Genomic DNA, 19,500 nt, shown 5'->3' with positions numbered 1-19,500 from the left:
GCCTTTTGCGTATTCAGACAAAAAAGGCTTTATTACTTAAAAATTACGATACAATGTTGGATATTTTTGAAAGAATAAAAGAAAATCCAGGACCACTTGGACAATTTGCAGATTATGGTGAAGGCTATTTTATTTTCCCAAGATTAGAGGGACCTATTGGCCCGAGAATGCAATTTCAGGGGAGAGAAGTAATTTTCTGGAGTGCCAATGACTATTTAGGGCTGTGTAATCACCCTGAAGTAATAGAAGCGGATGCGAAAGCGGCTGCAGAATATGGAATGTTCTATCCAATGGGAGCAAGAGCAATGTCCGGAGAAACAGACCAGCACCTTCAGCTGGAAAGAGAACTGGCAGACTTCGTAAAAAAAGAATCAGCATACTTATTGAATTTCGGTTACCAGGGAATGGTTTCTACCATTGATGCTTTGGTAAGCAGAAATGATGTGATTGTTTATGATATGGATTCTCATGCCTGCATTGTGGATGGAGTAAGACTTCATTCCGGTAAAAGATTTACCTACAAGCATAATGATATGGCAAGTCTTGAGAAAAACCTTCAGAGAGCCACTAAGGTAGCTGAAGAAACAGGTGGAGGTATCCTTGTGATCACAGAAGGAGTTTTCGGGATGAGAGGACAGCAGGGAAAAATCAAAGAGATCTGCGATCTTAAATCCAAATACCAGTTCAGACTTTTAGTAGATGATGCCCACGGTTTCGGAACTCTTGGTAAAACAGGTGCCGGTGTAGGTGAAGAGCAGGACTGTAACGATCAGATCGATGTCTATTTCTCTACATTTGCAAAATCAATGGCTGGTTTCGGAGCATTCCTTGCGGGTGACAAAGAAATCATCAGATATCTGAAATTCAACTTAAGATCACAAATCTTTGCAAAATCTCTTACGATGCCAATGGTAATCGGAGGATTAAAAAGACTGGAGCTATTGAGATCAAGACCTGAAATCAAAGCTAAACTTTGGGAGAATGTTTACAAACTACAGAACGGACTTACAGATAGAGGATTCAATATTGGAGACACTAATACTTGTGTAACTCCGGTAATGATGCAGGGAACTCCTGTAGAGGCTACTCTATTGGTAAAAGATTTAAGAGAGAATTACGGTATTTTCACCTCTGTGGTGGTATATCCGGTCATTCCGAAGGGAATGATTCTTTTAAGGCTTATTCCTACCGCTTCTCATACCGATGCAGAGATCAATGAAACTCTGGCAGCGTTTGAAGCAATTCATGATAAGTTAGTAGGTGGCTACTACAAAGAGCAGGAACAAAAATTACTGCAGGAACAAGGATTAAGTTTTAAACCGATTTAATCTTAAAAAAATAAAAAAAGCCACTGATTGATTCAGTGGCTTTTTTGTTTAATAACTATAAAGCACATGAAACTTAGAGGTTACACACTGGGAATTTTGTCGGCCGTTTCCTATGGTCTGATTCCGATTTTTATTCTGCCCGTAAAGCAGGCGCATTTTTCAATGGATATTACGCTGTTTTACAGATTTTTCTTTTCAGCATTAATGGTGGGAGGATATCTGCTGTATTCAGGGGAGAGTTTTAGAATCAATAAAAAAGAGGTCTTAATCCTGGCCATCCTTGGTATCTGTTATGCCCTTTCTTCAGAGTTTCTCTTTTTGGGGTATGATTTCCTGACACCGGGGATTGCCTCTACCGTTTTATTTATTTATCCTATTATTGTTGCATTGATCATGCTTTTCTTTTATAAGGAGAGACTTACCAGATTATCCGGAGCTTCTTTACTTCTTGCTTTCGCGGGAGTTATTGTTTTATGTTTAAAAGGAAAAGGACTGGAAATCAACTTTGCAGGGTTGGGAATTGTCATGCTCAGTTCACTGTTCTATGCTTTATATATGGTTATCGTCAACAAGTCGAATATCAAGGTTTCCGGATTCAAGCTTACATTTTATTCAATGCTTTTCACCTCACTGTTCTTTATGTCCAAAGCGGTCACAGCACATGCATCGTTTGCTATTCCTTCAACAGAGATCTTCATTAACTTCCTTATTTTTGCCTTTCTGACTACAGTGATCTCCAGTCTTTGTCTGGTATATGCTATTAAATATATCGGATCTACTCCTGTGGCTATTTTGGGAGCTTTGGAACCTGTTGTTGCTGTATTGATCAGTGTCCTGATGTTTCATGAAAAATTCACTCTGAATTTACTCATCGGGATTACTTTAATTCTTTTGGGAGTTACCCTGAATGTGATTGGAGACCAAAAGAAAATAAACCATATCTAAAATTTTTATTGACTGATATACAAAACAATACAAATACCGGACCTCTTTATGAGTCCGGTTTTTGTATGAAATGATCTAATTTTTCAGCTCAGGAAATCATCAAAAAGAAAAATATGTGAAAAAAAACATCTCTTTCTGGTGTAACACAATTTATCTGACTATATTGCATCAGTCTATTAACAGGTGTTTCCCCCACCGAATAGATAATGTATATACTTTTAAAAACCGATGAAAGAATTGCAAAAACTAACCAAAGACCAATTATACAAACAACTCAAAGAAAAATCAGAAAATCTATACAGCATTGCTCACGAAGCCCTGGAAAACAATTTTTTCAATGAAAGCGGCATCGATGAAGAAAGTCTTAGTGAATTTCTCGAAATGCTGGACGATGAAACAGCAGAAAAGTTAAAGGACGCTTCCCTGTACATCAATAATGAAAATGATGCTCCTGAAATTGTTCTTATACAAAATGATACCAATACTTCTCTGGAACTGATTACTTCTGATGAGGAAGGATATAAAATTATTCTTATTGATGGTGATCTTCATTTATCAGAGAAACTTTTTGTGGAAGATTTTATTGTCCTTATAGTTACCGGTAATATACAGGCAGAAAATATCATCATCAACGGTTCGCTGTATTGCGCTGGAAATGTTACCTCAAAAGTATTGTTTGGTGCTTCGGGGAATGATAATGAAACCTACATAGGAGGAAGCATTATGACTTCACTTATTGCAGAAAACGGACATTACACTGTTGCTGAGAGTAATATTTATTCCAGATACTTAATCAGTTTTCACAATGAGATCACAGGCAAAACCGGAAAGTTTATTGAAAATATCAGCCTGGAAAAACCTAGTGAAATCGAATTATTAAATCCGGCAATTCTTGATGAGGACGGATATTTTGATGAAGATGCTTTTCTAAACTTTATCGATAACAATGCTACTGATGCTTTGTTTAACAAACCCGCTGATTTATTCTAAGATACCATTTTCAAGATTGGAAATAAAACAATTGTGATAAAAAGGATGTAATAAAGCAAACTATTTCTGAAGACTTTTTCGGACTGTTTATAATCAGGAGAAAAAATTTTTTTCTAAAAAAACTTTAGAATAACTTTGCAAAAAATTTCTGTTGAAAGACCTGCTTCTTATTACTCCGCCTTTTACCCAACTTAATACTCCTTATCCTGCAACGGCTTATATTAAAGGATTTTTAAATACCAAAAATATTTCCAGCTATCAGGTAGATTTGGGGATCGATGTTATTTTGGAATTATTTTCAAAGGACGGAATACTCAAGGTTTTCAATAAAGAAATTGATCTTCAGAACACCTCTGAAAATTCCCGGAGAATTTATGCCTTAAGAGAAGAGTATTTAAAAACGATAGATCAGGTGATTCCTTTTCTACAGGGAAAAACACCTACACTGGCAAGACAGATCTGCAGCATGAACTTTCTTCCCGAAGCTTCCCGTTTCAACCAGCTGGATGATATGGAATTTGCTTTTGGAAATATGGGTCTTCAGGATAAGGCCAAACATCTGGCAACACTTTATTTAGAAGATATTTCCGATTATATTGTAGAAAATATTGATGCTGATTTTGGTTTCAGCAGATATGCGGAGCGTCTTGGAAAAAGTGCTAATTCTTTCGATGAATTATATTCTAAACTATCTGGTGAGCCTACCTTTATAGATGAATTTACTTTAAAAATTCTTCAGGAAAAAATAGAAACTGTGCAGCCAAAACTGGTTTGCTTTTCAATACCGTTTCCCGGTAATCTTTATTCCGGTTTCAAATGCGCCCAATGGATCAAAAAGCATTATCCTCACATTAAAATTGCGATGGGAGGAGGATTTCCCAATACAGAATTAAGAGAAGTTAAAGACCAGAGAGTATTTGAATTTTTTGATTTTATTACTTTAGATGACGGTGAGCTTCCATTGGAACTTCTTCACCAAAATTTAGAAATTGCCGCCGGGGAAGGTGAATTTAAAAGAACTTTTCTTCTAGAAAATAATGAAGTTGTTTACAAGAATAATTCTAGAAGACACGACTTCAAACAGTCTGAAATAGGTACTCCTGATTATACAGATTTAAAACTGGATCAATATATTTCCGTTATCGAAATCGCCAATCCGATGCACAGTTTATGGAGCGACGGACGATGGAACAAACTGACGATGGCACACGGATGCTACTGGGGAAAATGTACATTCTGTGATATTTCTTTAGACTATATTAAAATCTACGAACCTATTTCTGCAAAAATTCTGGTAGACCGGATTGAAGAACTGATCCGTACAACCGGTGAAACAGGATTCCATTTTGTGGATGAAGCCGCACCGCCTGCCTTAATGAGAGAAGTAGCTCTGGAAATCCTCAGAAGAAATCTGGTGGTTACCTGGTGGACCAATATCCGTTTTGAAAAAAGCTTTACCCGTGATCTCTGCTATCTTCTGAAACTTTCAGGATGCGTGGCTGTTTCCGGTGGGCTTGAAGTTGCCAGCGACCGATTATTGAAATTAATTGATAAAGGAGTTTCCGTGGAACAGGTTGCCAATGTAACAAGAAATTTTACAGAAGCCGGAATTATGGTTCATGCTTATCTGATGTATGGCTATCCTACCCAAACCGTTCAGGAAACTGTTGATTCTTTGGAAATGGTCAGACAGATGTTTGAGATGGGAATTCTCCAAAGTGGTTTCTGGCATCAGTTTGCGATGACCGCTCACTCACCTGTCGGGATGAGCCCGGAAGATTTTGGAGTCATTCCGGTAAAGCAGGAAATTCTGTTTGCCAATAACGATGTAGATTTTAAAGATAAAACCGGAATCGATCATAACAGATTCAGCTTCGGATTAAAGAAATCTTTATTCAATTATATGCATGGAGTCAATTTCGAACTGCCGCTCCAGGAATGGTTTGATTTTAAAATCCCAAGAACAACCATTCATCCGGATTATATTCACGACTGTCTTTTGGAAGATGGGCAGTTTCAGTTGAAGACCAATTCCAAAGTTGTCTTTTTAACCAAAAATGTAATCGCTGAGAATCGCGTAAAAAATAAAAAGAAATATTCTGGTACGTATACGCTTCTTACATTCCACTTAAAAACCAATATTGTGAAGGTTGAGCTGGAACAGGAAAAAGCAGAATGGCTGATGAATGTACTGGAAGAAAATGCTGTTGAAAATTCTAAAAAACCTACTATTCAACAACTTAAGAATCAATTTGAAGAAAATTTCGATGATTTTGAGCTGTTCTGGTTCTCAAAACCAATGCAGCAATTGAAGGAAAACGGCGTAATTTTAAGTTTATAAAAAATTCCGTTTTTTTCTCAGGGATTTTTAAAATTGGTGAATTTTCCGTGAATTCTTATTTTTCTGAATGAATAAGACTTGTTTTGATTAAAATATAATCTCTCACAGATTTCACGGATTACACAGATTCAAATTTTTATTTAAGAGAATAAAAAAACGGGCTAAAGCCCGTTCCTATTGATAAAATCTGTATTACATTAATTAGGGGTCTCTTTTGAAACAGTACCTACGTTTACTTTTTCCTGTATTTTGATAAAATTGGGATCCATAATCGCCATGCGCTCAGCCAGTGCTTTATAGGTCGGGAATTTCAGGATTGAAGCCCTTCCGGACATTTCTCTATAGATCGTAAAAGACTTTCCTCCCGCTGTTTTCAGCTGTTTTGTTGTGGTAATATACCTTCCGATAAGTTTACTTTTAGCATCATAAATTTCAATATCAATAGGTGTTTTGTCCATAATGGTATCTTCCGAACCAAAACTTACCGGCAGATTGGTAAAATATCCCACCGGAACGCCATTACTAAGGATCTCTCCCACTTTATTGACCTCAATATTCATTTTGTCTATTTTCTTTCTGATCGCATAAGCATCTTTTGTTTTAGCGTCCAGCTTCCTTTTCGGAACATTTGAAAAAAGCTCATCCAGATTTTTAACATTGATCCCTTTGTTATCAATAATTTTAAGATCTTTAACTGAAGTAAAGACTGCAGATTTTTCTTCTCCGGAAAATGCAGAAGGTGACGAGTAATCAATTTCGATGGTTTTGTCCCTGTTGTACACTCTGTTGACAATGATATAACTGTCGCGAACAGAATCCACGATGCTTTTATCAATGAATTTAATCGTATACATCGGGGTCTCTTTAAGATCCATAAACGTATATTCGCTGGATTTGTTGGAGAGCTTAGCTACCGGAATACCGTCAAGATTAATAATTCCTCTTTTGGTTTTGATATTCTGGGCATGGAGGAAAACACCCAGAACTGTAAATAATATGATTATGCCTCTCTTCATACAATCAGACTTTTACAAATAAAAAAAGTGTAACGCAAAGTTACACTTTCTTGAAAATATATTTAGCTTTTCATTTAATTATTCACAAAGGATAATTCCTTTATTATGATTAAATTCTACAACACCGCTTTTGATAGCATAAGCAAAAACAGAGTCTTTTCCGGCTTCTTTAGTGAAATTTTTAGCATAAGCCTCATCAATAGAGTTAGCAAAAAGCTTTACATCACCTCCGATTAAAGAAGAAACAATTCCTGCGTGGTTTTTCATGATGTGAAATTCACCATTTTTTCCAGGCAATAATACTGAGTCTACTTCTCCTTCAAAAACTACGTATTCTGGTGTTAAAATTTTTATATTCATAGAAACAAATTTGAAATTTGATGTTTGAAATTTGAAATTACTCATCGAATTTCAAATTTCAAATCTCAAATTGTTAATAATTTATGCGTTTTCAGCTAACATTTTTTGTCCTGCTTCGATAGCTTCTTCGATAGTTCCTTTCAGGTTGAAAGCTGCTTCTGGTAAGTGATCTAATTCACCATCCATAATCATGTTGAATCCTTTGATTGTATCTTTGATGTCTACCAATGATCCTGGGATACCTGTAAACTGCTCTGCTACGTGGAAAGGCTGAGATAAGAATCTCTGAACTTTTCTTGCACGGTATACAACAGCTTTATCTTCTTCAGAAAGTTCTTCCATACCAAGGATTGCAATGATATCCTGAAGTGCTTTATATCTTTGAAGGATCTCTTTTACTCTTTGAGCACAGTTGTAGTGATCGTGACCGATAACTTCAGGAGCAAGGATTCTTGAAGTAGAAGCTAGTGGATCTACCGCTGGATAGATACCTAATGAAGCAATCTTTCTGTCAAGTACCGTAGTTGCATCCAAGTGAGCAAACGTAGTTGCAGGAGCCGGGTCAGTTAAGTCATCCGCAGGTACGTATACCGCCTGTACTGAAGTAATTGAACCATTTTTAGTTGAAGTAATTCTTTCCTGCATCGCACCCATTTCAGAAGCTAGCGTTGGTTGGTAACCTACCGCTGATGGCATACGACCAAGAAGTGCAGATACCTCAGAACCAGCCTGTGTAAAACGGAAGATGTTGTCTACGAAGAAAAGTACGTCTCTACCTTGTCCGCTTTCACCACCGTCTCTGTAGTACTCAGCCAATGTAAGACCAGAAAGTGCTACTCTCGCTCTTGCACCTGGCGGCTCGTTCATCTGTCCGAAAACGAATGCAGCTTTTGAATCTTTCATAGCTTCTAAGTCTACTTTAGAAAGATCCCAACCTCCGTTTTCCATAGAGTGCATGAAATCATCACCATACTTGATAATACCTGATTCCAACATCTCTCTCAAAAGGTCATTTCCTTCTCTCGTTCTTTCACCTACTCCGGCGAATACAGAAAGACCTCCGTGTCCTTTTGCAATATTGTTAATCAACTCCTGGATCAATACTGTTTTACCTACACCGGCACCACCGAACAATCCAATTTTACCTCCTTTTGCATAAGGCTCAACTAGGTCGATTACTTTAATACCTGTAAATAAAACTTCTGCTGAAGTTGATAATTGATCAAATTTTGGAGCTGGTCTGTGAATTGGAAGACCACCATCCTTAGAAATATCTTGAAGTCCGTCGATAGCATCACCAACAACGTTGAATAGTCTTCCGTTTACAGCCTCTCCGATAGGCATCATAATAGGATTTCCGTATCCAATTACGTCCTGCCCTCTTTTAAGACCGTCAGTAGCGTCCATTGCGATACATCTTACTGTATCTTCGCCAATATGTTGTTCTACCTCTAAAACTACTTTTTCACCGTTTTCTTTTGTAATTTCTAACGCGTCATAGATTGCTGGAACAGCTTCCACATCTGTGAAGACAACGTCGATTACCGGACCAATAATTTGAGAAATTTTACCTTTAATTTGGTTTGCCATTGCTAAATTTTTTCTTGGTGCAAATATAGTGATTCTTCATAAACCCGCAATTGGTAAAAAAAAGATTTTTATCATGCTTTTGAAGAGAGGAAGGAGTTTGCCATTTACTATGTAAAATTCATTATTTATCATTATATTTAACAGCAAATATGCAATTCATTAATTTGTCATTATTATCATACAATATAATACAGGATATTTTCAGAATTTTTCATTTTTAAATTTTCAGGTTCTCTCCTTTACATTAAAAATAAAGGTTTTATATTTGCAATCAAAATTTTTCCGTTTTGAAAGTTTTCAAGAATTTTACAGATTACTCCTCACAGAAGCCTCTAGCGTTGTCTTTAGGAATGTTTGACGGGGTACATCTCGGGCACAAGAGTATTATCGATGAGCTGACTAAAATAGGTACAGAAAATAACCTGGAAACTGCAATCCTTACCTTCTGGCCGCATCCAAGATTTGTTTTTAATCCGAATGAAGATTTAAAGCTTCTGAATACACTGGAGGAAAAGAAACAACTTGTAGAGAAGTATGGCATTGATAATTTGTTCCTGAAAGAATTTGATGAAGAATTCAGAAATTTGACCGGAGAAGAATTTGTACATCAGATTTTAGTTGATAAACTTAATGTAAAGTATCTTATTATAGGCTACGATCATTCTTTTGGAAAAAACAAAAGTGGAAATTTTGAGCTTCTTCAGAAATTATCAAAAGAACTTGATTTTGAAGTAGAACAGATGGAAGCCATCAACATTCATGAAAACAATATCAGCTCCACAAAAGTGCGTAATGCGCTTTTAGCAGGAAATGTTAAAGAAGCAAATGAAATGCTGGGCTACTCCTACTCTGTTTCCGGAACTGTAGTTCATGGGAAAAAGATCGGAAGAACCATCGGATATCCAACAGCTAATATTGATACCGAATCAATCAAGCTGTTACCTAAAAAAGGAGCTTATATTGTGGAAGTATTTGTAAAAGGCAACCAATATAAGGGAATGCTGAGCATCGGAACCAATCCGACGGTAAACGGAGAAAAACTAACTGTGGAAGTTTATATCCTTGATTTTGAGGATGATATTTATGAAGAAAAGATTACGGTAAGTTTTAGGGATTTTCTTCATGATGAGATCAAATTTGAAGGTCTGGACAAATTGATTGAAAGACTGGATGAGGATAAAAGAATAACAGAAAAATTTGATTTTTAAATATAGAGAAAGGCTATTCGGTGAGAATAGCCTTTTGGTTTATTTTAGTACTTTTAAGTAGATTTTCTGGGTTTCATTATTCAGTTTCACATTCGGGAACTTCTTGTCATAATCAATAAAGATATCTCCTTTTTGATCTGCTTTTCCGTTTCCATCAGAGTCCCAGCTTATGGTTACATAATATTTTGCAGGACCGGCAGGTTTTGGATTGATCTTGCTTTCGGTATTTTCAGGTATTGGCAGATTGATGGTGAAAGGTATTGATTTCTGTTCATATTCCTGTTCTGTAATTAAAGTAGCAGGAGCATCAGCCAGTTTTTCGTCCATTCCATATAAGCTCACTTTCAGCCGGGCATTTTTAATGGTAAATGCGTCTGTTCCTGAAAATTCTAATTTAAGAGTTTCGGGAGATTTTTCAGAGGCTGATACAGCAGAAGTATTTTTTTCGGTAGTGTTCTTATTTACCGGCTTGGTGCAGCCTGACAGCATCAATGTTCCGGCTGCTGCGAATAATAAAAGGTGATTTCTCATTTGTTATTTATTTTATTAATGTCAAATATATTATTTCACCAGTAATAGATAACAAATCCCGTACCTCAATTTATTTTATTTACTATAATGAATTGACTTCATTCTGCGCTTTTTTAGTCAGGGATTTGAAAACCAGCTCGTAGGATTGATCAATGAGTTTAAAGATCAGATCTCTTTTCAATCCATCTACCGTTACAGAATTCCAATGGGTTTTGTTCATATGATAAGCACCTGTGATCTGAGGATATTGTTCACGAAGCTCTGCACTCCATTCAGGATCTGTTTTTACATTAATGGCCAACGGCTGTCTCTCAAGTCCCATCAGTAAAAACATTTTGGTGTCTACTTTCATCACGAGAGTTTCGTTATCAAACGGAAAACTTTCTGTAACTCCTTTTTTGGCAAGACAATAATCTAAAATTTCGTTGGCATCCATGTTCAATTTAAGTGATAAGTAATGATCAAATTAATTCTTTAATCTTTGATTCAAATTTAGTAAATTTAAGAAAGAAATAATCTCACAAAACCGCAATTATTATGAAAGCTCTGGTAATAGGTGCTACAGGTGCCACAGGAAAAGATCTTGTCAATCAGTTACTGAATGACAAAGAGTTTGATGAAGTGGATATCTTTGTCAGAAAGCCTGTTGATATTCAAAATGACAAGCTTAAAGTTCATGTGGTGAATTTTGAGAAGCCGGAGGAATGGAAAAATATGGTAAAAGGAGATGTTGCCTTTTCCTGTCTTGGAACAACTTTAAAAGATGCAGGAAGCAAAGAAGCCCAAAAGAAAGTAGACTTTGATTATCAGTATGAATTTGCGAAAGCAGCGAAAGAGAATGAAGTGGAAGATTATATTCTGGTATCAGCCTACGGAGCAAATCCTCAGTCTAAAATTTTCTATTCCAAAATGAAAGGCGAACTGGAAGAAGCTGTAAAACAACTGCATTTCAACAAGATCACTATTTTTAAACCGGGAATGCTGGAACGAAAAGATTCTGAAAGAACCGGAGAAGTATTGGGAAGCCGCATCATCAAATTTGCTAATAAATTAGGGCTATTAGAAAGTCAGAAGCCCCTGCCAACCGATATTCTGGCAAAAGCTATGATTAATTCTTCGAAAATAAAAAGTAACGGTTACTCCAGTATCAAGCTGGGAAATATTTTCTGTTTTGCGGAAAAGAGCAATGAATAGTTAAAAGATTCGGGATGCGTGATTCGGGATTTCGGGATGCGGGGTAATATGTTCGTGTTAAAGGGGAAAAAACTCCTTATTGATTCCCTTAAATTTAAGCTCCCAATACTGCTACCTGTAATGTATTACCTATTTTGTAGTCTTGCTGCCCATTTTCTGTCCTAATTTTTCATATTCAATATCATTAGGCTCCCAAAGCTCTATTTTATTGCCCTCAATATCCATAATGTGGACAAATTTTCCATATTCATAAGTTTCAATTTTATCTACAACGGTTACATTTTCTTTCTTCAACTGTTCAACAAGTTTTTCAAGGTTATCCACCCTGTAATTGATCATAAAATCTTTCTCCGAAGGCTGAAAATATTTGGTCTTTTGGCTGAAAGGGCTCCACTGGCTGAATCCTTTTTTTGAATTATCACTACCCTGAAACCATTCAAATACAGCTCCATACTGATTGGTACTGAGTCCCAGATGATTTTTGTACCACTCTCTCATTTTCTCAGGATCTTTACATTTAAAAAAGATACCGCCAATGCCGGTAACTCTTTTCATATCGTCAGACTTGTTTTCTGTAACGGCCTTAAAAGCAAATCCTAATATAAACGAAGCCAGGATACAAAGGGTAAAAATTATTTTTTTCATAAGATATATTACAATTTAAAAGGACTATATGCAATTTGATGCCATTGCCATTCTGACGAAGGAAGAATCTTATGGAAAGTCCGGATTCTTCATATCACTGCGTTACATTCAGAATGACAGAGTCATAATAAATAAGAAAGCAGGATTAATGTAAAATTGTATATAATTACCAATTTTAAAATAAAAAAGTGGATGTTAACACCCACTTATAAAAAATATTTCTTATTTCAGATACTTTGTAATAGCCTCATCAGTAGGCTTTGTAGTACTTACAAAAGAATCGATCAGTTTTCCGTTTTCATCTACCAGGAATTTGGTGAAGTTCCAAAGGATGGTTGTGTTCTTTACTCCGTTCAATTCCTTTTCCGTTAAGTACTTGAAGATAGGAGCGGTATCATCTCCTTTCACGGAAACTTTGGCTGCCAAAGGGAACGTTACTCCGTAGTTTTTCTGGCAGAAAGCACCGATTTCCGTGTTGGTCCCAGGCTCCTGGCCTCCGAAATTGTTTGCAGGGAAACCTACTACAACCAGTTTATCTTTATATTGTTCGTACACCTTTTCAAGATCTGCGTATTGGGGTGTAAACCCACATTCTGAAGCGGTATTGACAATGAGAATTTTTTTCCCTTTGAAGTCTGCAAAATTGATTTCTTTGCCATCAAGACTTTCTACTTTAAAGTCATATATTGTTTTTCCCATAAGTTCTGTGGTTTTAGCTTTAGAAATTTCACTTTTCTGGTTGGTGCAGCTTTGCAGGAATGCCATGAAAGAAAGCAGCAGTAAAAAAATCTTTTTCATTTCTTATAATTTTATGCAGCAGGCTGCAGTTGATTTAAAATTTAAAAATATTAGCCGGAAAAACTTTATTGATATCGATTCTGTTTAATAACATCACATAATCTCCGTCTTTTTTGGGACTTGAAGATTCGATTCTGAAGGGCATGATAATGTTCCCAACTTTTTTGAAATCAGAATAGATCAGTGTCTCATCTTTTTTCACTTCTTTAATCAGCATATACGTTTTTGTATCAAAATAGTACATGTTCTTATTTACATTCTTGGTAAGCTGTACCTTATGGCAGTAGATCTCTCCTACTTTTTCTTTTCCAAGATATTGGGCGTCAAATCCTTTATTTTCCCAATCAATGAAATCATTATCAAAACTTTCCGGCACATATTCAGGATATTCCTGAAGTTTGTTGGCCGCATAGTTCATTGCATATCCTTTGGTACCATCAAAACCTTCAATTGCCGTTTCTTTCCCTCCGGTGGTAATCAATGTTTTAGTAAGATTCGGACGCTGCTGAAAAATTCTTATCGGATATTCATCTTTGACACCCAGGATTACTTTTCCCTGAAGCAATACTGAGTTTAACAGTTTCCAATTGGTTAAACCTCCGGATAATTCAATGTTTTTGTCAATAATTTCCTTTGCGGTCTGTCCGAATATCACGTGCGAAAATATCAGTCCAAATACTAATAATAACTTCTTCATTAATTTTATTTATAAATTCAAATATAGGGGGATTTATGGAAAATTGCAAAAAAGGCAAAAGCTCAGGAAGACCAATTTGTTAATTTCAGATAAGTTTTCGGGCTTTTTCCAGATCTTCAGGAGTATCAATGCCTACTCCTACGAAATTGGTTTCTATCATTTTGATTTTCATTCCATATTCAAGATAGCGGATGCATTCAATCTTTTCGGATATTTCCAATGGCTTCATAGCCAGCTTTGAAAACTGCAGCAGGGCATCTTTTCTGAAAGCATATACTCCAATATGCTTAAAATAACTTACATCATAAGAAACCTCCCTGTGAAAAGGAATGACGGAACGGCTAAAATACAGGGCAAACCCATTATTATCGGTGATCACTTTTACATTATTCGGGTTTTCAATTTCTTCTTTTTCATGCAGCTGTATTTTCAAAGAAGCTAAAGATATTTCCTGTTGCCGGTCATGTTTAAAAACTTCTATCAGTTGACGTAAAGGTTCTAACTTAAGGAAAGGCTCATCTCCCTGCACGTTGATCACAATGTCGCAGTCTATATTCTGTACAGCTTCCGCAATACGGTCGCTTCCGGTCTCATGCTGTCCTGTCATGACGGCTTTTCCTCCGTTTTTTACGATTTCATCAAGAATAATTTCGGAGTCGGTGGCGACAAATACTTCATCAAACAGCCCCGTTTCCACTACATTCTGATAGGTTGTGGTAATAACGGTTTTTTCTCCTAAAATCTGCATTAATTTCCCCGGAAAACGGCTTGCTTCGTAACGTGCAGGGATAACAGCGATTATTTTCATTCAATACAATATTAAGTAATTCTTTTTAAATCAGGAGGTTTCATCCCAACACTTATAAAAGTCCGGATACACCTTTTATCCTGAGACCAAATGTAGTGAAAAGTATCTTATTTCCTAAACAAAACAAAGATTTCAGAGTTTAAAAAGAGAGTTTTACGCCTACCATATTGTATTCCCATTGGCGGGAAACAGTGAAGTTGAGACTATATTTTGTCTTTCCGATTGTTCCTTCTGAAGAAGTGTATCTGCTTTTTGATATGGTTTTTCCTATAAAATATCCCATTAATAGGGCTAATGGATAGTCTGAGGCCCAGTGAACTTTACTTTGCATCATTTGAAAGCACAATGCTCCGGCTAATGTATATCCTACAGGTTTGATCCATTTCGCATCCGGATAGTTATCTGCTATTACCGTGATCCCAGCCATAAATGTCGTTAAATGTCCTGATGGCATTGCGTCGTAATTTGAGGTGTTTTTGCTGAATGCTGAAAAGCTTGGAAACGGATTCCACGCGCCTCCTTTATGTCCGTATTCTTCTGCAATAAAAGGGCTTTCTCTTCCGGTAATTCTTTTCAGGGTTTGGGTAAAAACTCCGGAAAGAATTAAGCTTTCCATTAAACCACTGGCGGTAGCCTGTGCCCTGTAGTCATTTTTTATTAATCCATAGGTTCCGAAGCCTATTCCTAATAAGACTAATGTAGACCCGTTTCCGATCAGGTACAGCGCAGATCCGACATCTTTAGGAATTTTAAAAACACCTCCCACTTTGTGATAATTGTTATCCTTATCCATTCCCCATCTTTCGGCCAGCTCTCTTGAATTATCAATGAGTTTCTGATCAAACGGCAGGAGTATTAACGTAGCACCAACAGCCCCCCCCAGATAATAAGCATGATCTTTAGCTACGAAATCTTTATTGGTATTGATGAAGTTTCTTGGTAATTTGGTGACAAAGTCAAGGAGTTTAGGTTTCGGATATGTCCGGACGGAACCGTCTTTTAAGGTGTAGGTTTGTACTTTTGGCAGTTCAACTTCTTTTGGTAACTCACTTACCTTCAGACTGTCAACCTCCTGTGAGTATACCAGTATTGAAACCGGTAAAAGTAGAAATCTCAGTTTTTTCATCGTGTAATTTTCGATTTATATATTCAGGTGTGTAAAGCCACAAATATAATTCCTTGTTGAATGTAGTGCAAAGCGGTTATCTAACTTTTAATATTTATTTAATTTTTTGAGAAATAAACGCAACTTCAATTCAAATATTGGATCAGAAAAATAATTCCATATATCCATGAAATATAGATAAAAGAATAGAAAAGTCCGAGTCCAAGGCTTTTTACTATTTTTCCTTTACATTTTCCTGAATTTTTAAAAACCAATCTGAGTGCTCTGAAAAATATCCAGTACAAAATGGCACCCAACAAGAATACGGCCGACCAAAAGAAAAGTCCGAAAAAATAAGAAAGAAAAACAAGTAGAATGGAAATTACAATCCAGGCAAGAAAGGAAAGAATAGCGCCTCCTATTCCATCTTCGGCATCAGGAATGTCTACCTCAAAACCATCAAACTTCGGTGTTTTATCAGCATACCTTTGTATTCTTTCTTTGTTTAAAATATTTCCGATATTATCTTTTAATTTTAACCCAGAATACAGTCCTCCAGTGATAAAGAGGAAAAATACTCCCGCCAGAACAGAAGTTGATAATATTGAATTCAAAAACAGTGAACGATGATCAGCTTTCCCTGAAAGCCACACGCTTAAAATCACTATTATGATAATTGACAATGTTGAAAAAAACAAATATTTTGTCTCAAGTAAGGATTTCTGTGGAAGGCTCATGGTTTAAAAGACGTGTAAAAACGCTTCGACTCCGCTCAGCGTGACACAATTACTATTTTTTAAATTTAATGATGTCATGCCGGACAGAGTCGAAGCATATTTTTTATGTAAAGATTATTTTAAATTGTTCAAAGCACTTTCCAGTTTTGGAAGCATTACCTTGATCTCATCTACAGCCAATCCTCCTACAGAAGCACGGAACCAAGGTTCTGATTTTTCTTCTCCGAAAGCTGAGAACGGTACCAAAGCCACTCCTGCTTCATTGATTAGGTAGAAAACAAGATCTGAAGAGTTTTCAATGACAGCTCCGTCAGGTTTTGTTTTTCCGATATAATCAAGTTTGATGGTAAGGTAAAGAGCACCCATTGGTTCGATGCTGTCAACAGCAAGTCCTTTTGCCTTTAAATCCTGAACTCCGTTGTGAAGTACTTTTAAGCTGTTTTCAAGTTTAGCTTTAAAGTCGTTAACGAAAACATCAACGTTCTCTGAGTTTTCATAGAATTTAGCGGTTGCTTCCTGCTCAGGTTTAGGTGCCCAAGCTCCAACGTGAGTAAGAAGTGCCTTCATTTTATCAAGAATATGAGCAGGTCCGAATCCCCATCCTACACGTACTCCGGTTGCAGCAAGGCATTTTGAAATACCGTCAATATAGATGGTGTAGTCTTTCATTTCAGGGAAAAGAGAAACCGGATCTACATGTTCTGCTCCAAACGTAAGACAAGAATAGATCTGGTCATACATCAGGTATAGCGGTTTTTCGTCTGCTCCTCTTTTTTTGTTTTCAGCAATAACCAGTTCACAGATTTCTGAAAGCTGTTCTTTTGTAAACATGGTTCCTGTAGGGTTCAATGGAGAACATAATGCCAATAAAACAGCTCCATCCAAATGCGGTCTTAAATCATCAGCAGTCGGAAGGAAGTTGGTTTCAGGTTTTGTTTTCACTTCTACAGCATTGGCAGAAGTAAGATAAGCATAGTGATTGTTGTTCCATGATGGTGTAGGATACACTACTTTATCTCCTTCGTCTACAATGGTTTTGTACACCGCATAGATCAAAGGTCTTGATCCTGCCGTAATCAGAATATCGTTAGGAGAATAATCCAGATTCCATCTTTTTTTAAGGTCTTTGGAAACTTCTTTTCTTAAAGATAAAAGTCCGTTCGCAGGCGGATAGTTCGTCAGATTATTCTGATATGCTTTCTGAATCTCTTCCTTCAGCAATGCCGGAATAGGATAAATGTTAGAATTCAGATCACCAATAGTAAGATTGGCAATTTCCGCTCCTTTTGCTTTTAGATCATTTACTTCGTTACCAATTTTTACAATTTCAGAACCGATCAGGTTCGCTGCTAATTTTGAAACTTTCACTTTTTCTTATTTTAAATTTATATTATCGTTCTCCATGAATCTTCTCATATTTTTGATTGATGGTGTTTTTAAGAGTATTAATCCAGTTTCAAATCTGTTTTAACGGCTCCTATTTTGGCTTCCAATGATTTTAATTTGTCTCTGAAATCTGCTTCTGAAGTAATGGAATCCTTTACAGAAACATAAAACTTGATTTTTGGTTCTGTTCCTGAAGGTCTTACGCATACTTTTGTTCCATCCTGCGTATAATAGATCAAAACGTTAGACTTTGGAATATCATTCATTACTTTTTTCTCGTTGGTAGAAACGGTAAGGCTGGTTTGTTCTTTGAAATCCTTTACTTCTTCTACCGGTGATCCTGCCAGTTCCTTCGGAGGATTTTCACGGAAGTTTTTCATCATATTCTGAATTTCTTCAGCACCTTCTTTTCCTTTTCTTACAATATTGATCAATCCTTCATAATACATTCCAAGGTCTTCATAGATCTCGATCATATACTGATACATTGTCCTTCCGTTCGCTTTACACCATGCTGCAATTTCGCAGGCTAAAAGGATACTTCCGCAAGAGTCTTTGTCACGAACGAAATCTCCGGTCATAAATCCGAAACTTTCTTCACCTCCGCATACAAATTTCTGCTTTCCTTCTGCTTCACGGATCATTTTTCCAATCCATTTGAATCCGGTAAGACCTACTTTGCATTCTACTCCGAATTTCTGAGCGATATCAAAGAAGATATCTGAAGTTACAATCGTAGAACCAATAAATTCTTTTCCTGTAATTCTTTCCTGCTTTCTCCACTCGTTTAAGATATAATACGTAAGGATGGTATTGGTCTGGTTTCCGTTCAACAGCTGCATTTCGCCATCAAGGTTTCTTACCGCGATTCCTAATCTGTCTCCATCCGGATCTGTTCCGATTACAATATCAGCATTGGTGATTCTTGCCAGATCCATTGCCATTTCCAATGCTGCAGGCTCTTCCGGATTAGGAGAATCTACAGTAGGGAAATTTCCGCTTGGGATCATCTGTTCTCTTACCAGATCAACCTTTTTGAACCCTGCTTTTTCAAGTGCTTTAGGAACAGTTGTATACGTTGTACCGTGGATTGAAGTGAAAACAATATTTAAATTTTCTTTTCCAACATTCTGATAGGTAGAGTTTTCAATACATGCATCGATATATACGTCGTCCTGCTCCTCTCCGATCCATTCAATCAGATCATCATTTCCGTTGAATTTAATTTCTTCAAATTTCACAGAATACACTTCATTGATAATGGCTTCATCATTAGGCGGAACAATCTGTGCGCCGTCATTCCAGTATACTTTGTAACCGTTGTATTCTGGTGGGTTGTGAGAAGCCGTTAATACGATTCCTCCGTTACATTTTTTATCACGTACCGTGAAAGACAATTCAGGAGTCGGTCTGTGATCTTTGAAAAGTAAAACTTTAATTCCGTTGGCTGTTAAAACATCTGCTACCAGTTTTCCAAATTCTTTTGAGTTATTACGAACATCATAAGCGATGGCCACTTTAATCTCTTCACCTTTGAACTGCTGCAGCATGTAATTCGCCAATCCTTGTGTAGCCTGTCCTAATGTATATTTATTCAAGCGGTTGGTTCCTACTCCCATTATCCCACGCATACCTCCTGTCCCGAATTCCAGTTCTCTGTAGAAAGAATCTTCCAGATCAGGGGAATTGCTGTCGATCAACGTCTGTACAGCATCTCTTGTTTCTTTATCGAAGGTATCACTTAACCAAAGTTTCGCTTTTTCTAGTGTATTCATATTTGTAATGTTGTTCTTTTATAATTTGTAAAGTTCCTAGTTTCTA

The 19,500-nt window shown here is 36.7% G+C and carries 20 protein-coding genes; 7 read left to right on the top strand and 13 right to left on the bottom strand.

Going from position 1 to position 19,500, the window contains the following annotated elements; all coding sequences use genetic code 11:
• Positions 1-56 precede the first annotated feature (56 nt).
• From ACLI50_RS02930 to ACLI50_RS02915, 4 genes are all read left to right on the top strand, one after another.
• Positions 57-1,328, top strand: a complete 1,272-nt coding sequence (locus ACLI50_RS02930; protein ID WP_411413315.1) for an aminotransferase class I/II-fold pyridoxal phosphate-dependent enzyme — start codon at positions 57-59, stop codon at positions 1,326-1,328.
• A gap of 66 nt (positions 1,329-1,394) precedes the next feature.
• Positions 1,395-2,273, top strand: coding sequence for a DMT family transporter (locus tag ACLI50_RS02925; RefSeq protein WP_202840616.1), 879 nt, complete (start codon positions 1,395-1,397; stop codon positions 2,271-2,273).
• Between the two features lie 228 nt (positions 2,274-2,501).
• Positions 2,502-3,263, top strand: a complete 762-nt coding sequence (locus ACLI50_RS02920) for a hypothetical protein (RefSeq protein ID WP_343644216.1) — start codon at positions 2,502-2,504, stop codon at positions 3,261-3,263.
• A 151-nt stretch (positions 3,264-3,414) separates the two neighbouring features.
• Complete coding sequence (locus ACLI50_RS02915) at positions 3,415-5,604, top strand: B12-binding domain-containing radical SAM protein (protein ID WP_411413112.1); 2,190 nt, start codon at positions 3,415-3,417, stop codon at positions 5,602-5,604.
• Positions 5,605-5,801: 197 nt separating this feature from the next.
• On the opposite strand, the gene ACLI50_RS02910 is transcribed toward ACLI50_RS02915, so the two are convergent.
• From ACLI50_RS02910 to atpD, 3 genes are all read right to left on the bottom strand, one after another.
• A complete protein-coding gene (locus tag ACLI50_RS02910; RefSeq protein ID WP_227942219.1) occupies positions 5,802-6,620 on the bottom strand; it encodes a hypothetical protein in 819 nt (272 codons plus the stop codon).
• 78 nt (positions 6,621-6,698) lie between these two features.
• Positions 6,699-6,980, bottom strand: coding sequence for a FoF1 ATP synthase subunit delta/epsilon (locus ACLI50_RS02905; RefSeq protein WP_062674884.1), 282 nt, complete (start codon positions 6,978-6,980; stop codon positions 6,699-6,701).
• A gap of 81 nt (positions 6,981-7,061) precedes the next feature.
• On the bottom strand, positions 7,062-8,570 hold the full coding sequence (atpD, locus tag ACLI50_RS02900; RefSeq protein ID WP_062674887.1) for a F0F1 ATP synthase subunit beta: 1,509 nt from the start codon (positions 8,568-8,570) through the stop codon (positions 7,062-7,064).
• Positions 8,571-8,857: 287 nt separating this feature from the next.
• Between atpD and ACLI50_RS02895 the strand changes: the two genes are divergently transcribed.
• Positions 8,858-9,778 carry a bifunctional riboflavin kinase/FAD synthetase gene (locus ACLI50_RS02895; protein WP_411413111.1) on the top strand — a complete coding sequence of 307 codons (921 nt, stop codon included), beginning with the start codon at positions 8,858-8,860 and terminating at the stop codon, positions 9,776-9,778.
• Positions 9,779-9,817: 39 nt separating this feature from the next.
• Here the strand turns inward: ACLI50_RS02895 and ACLI50_RS02890 are convergent, their stop codons facing one another.
• Both ACLI50_RS02890 and ACLI50_RS02885 read right to left on the bottom strand, forming a co-directional pair.
• Positions 9,818-10,309 carry a hypothetical protein gene (locus ACLI50_RS02890; RefSeq protein WP_411413110.1) on the bottom strand — a complete coding sequence of 164 codons (492 nt, stop codon included), beginning with the start codon at positions 10,307-10,309 and terminating at the stop codon, positions 9,818-9,820.
• 82 nt (positions 10,310-10,391) lie between these two features.
• Positions 10,392-10,745 (bottom strand): MmcQ/YjbR family DNA-binding protein, encoded by a 354-nt coding sequence (locus ACLI50_RS02885; protein WP_202840625.1) that lies wholly within the window; start codon positions 10,743-10,745, stop codon positions 10,392-10,394.
• Between the two features lie 101 nt (positions 10,746-10,846).
• Between ACLI50_RS02885 and ACLI50_RS02880 the strand changes: the two genes are divergently transcribed.
• Positions 10,847-11,503: an NAD(P)H-binding protein gene (locus tag ACLI50_RS02880; RefSeq protein ID WP_202840627.1), complete on the top strand. Its 657-nt coding sequence runs from the start codon at positions 10,847-10,849 to the stop codon at positions 11,501-11,503.
• 129 nt (positions 11,504-11,632) lie between these two features.
• Here ACLI50_RS02880 and ACLI50_RS02875 read toward each other — a convergent pair whose 3' ends face one another.
• The gene (locus ACLI50_RS02875; protein ID WP_411413109.1) at positions 11,633-12,148 is read right to left on the bottom strand and encodes a VOC family protein; all 516 of its coding nucleotides are present in this window, start codon (positions 12,146-12,148) and stop codon (positions 11,633-11,635) included.
• Positions 12,149-12,176: 28 nt separating this feature from the next.
• Between ACLI50_RS02875 and ACLI50_RS02870 the strand changes: the two genes are divergently transcribed.
• Positions 12,177-12,302 carry a hypothetical protein gene (locus ACLI50_RS02870; RefSeq protein ID WP_262896822.1) on the top strand — a complete coding sequence of 42 codons (126 nt, stop codon included), beginning with the start codon at positions 12,177-12,179 and terminating at the stop codon, positions 12,300-12,302.
• Positions 12,303-12,370: 68 nt separating this feature from the next.
• On the opposite strand, the gene ACLI50_RS02865 is transcribed toward ACLI50_RS02870, so the two are convergent.
• The 7 genes from ACLI50_RS02865 to ACLI50_RS02835 form a co-directional block, all read right to left on the bottom strand.
• Entirely contained in the window at positions 12,371-12,946 is a 576-nt protein-coding gene (locus ACLI50_RS02865) for a glutathione peroxidase (protein ID WP_110010221.1), read from the bottom strand.
• Positions 12,947-12,980: 34 nt separating this feature from the next.
• A complete protein-coding gene (locus ACLI50_RS02860; protein WP_411413108.1) occupies positions 12,981-13,643 on the bottom strand; it encodes a LolA-like protein in 663 nt (220 codons plus the stop codon).
• A gap of 85 nt (positions 13,644-13,728) precedes the next feature.
• Complete coding sequence (gene kdsB / locus ACLI50_RS02855) at positions 13,729-14,451, bottom strand: 3-deoxy-manno-octulosonate cytidylyltransferase (protein WP_330746528.1); 723 nt, start codon at positions 14,449-14,451, stop codon at positions 13,729-13,731.
• Between the two features lie 139 nt (positions 14,452-14,590).
• The gene (locus tag ACLI50_RS02850; RefSeq protein ID WP_411413107.1) at positions 14,591-15,577 is read right to left on the bottom strand and encodes a phosphatase PAP2 family protein; all 987 of its coding nucleotides are present in this window, start codon (positions 15,575-15,577) and stop codon (positions 14,591-14,593) included.
• Positions 15,578-15,702: 125 nt separating this feature from the next.
• Positions 15,703-16,170: a hypothetical protein gene (locus ACLI50_RS02845; protein ID WP_411413106.1), complete on the bottom strand. Its 468-nt coding sequence runs from the start codon at positions 16,168-16,170 to the stop codon at positions 15,703-15,705.
• Positions 16,171-16,407: 237 nt separating this feature from the next.
• Positions 16,408-17,661, bottom strand: coding sequence for a pyridoxal phosphate-dependent aminotransferase (locus tag ACLI50_RS02840; RefSeq protein WP_330746530.1), 1,254 nt, complete (start codon positions 17,659-17,661; stop codon positions 16,408-16,410).
• Between the two features lie 77 nt (positions 17,662-17,738).
• A complete protein-coding gene (locus ACLI50_RS02835) occupies positions 17,739-19,454 on the bottom strand; it encodes a phospho-sugar mutase (protein WP_411413105.1) in 1,716 nt (571 codons plus the stop codon).
• Positions 19,455-19,500: the final 46 nt, after the last annotated feature.

This window comes from Chryseobacterium cupriresistens (genome assembly GCF_046614675.1).
GTDB lineage: Bacteria > Bacteroidota > Bacteroidia > Flavobacteriales > Weeksellaceae > Chryseobacterium > Chryseobacterium cupriresistens.
Note: the sequence above shows the minus strand (reverse complement) of the source record. Positions and strands in the feature narration are given on the sequence as shown.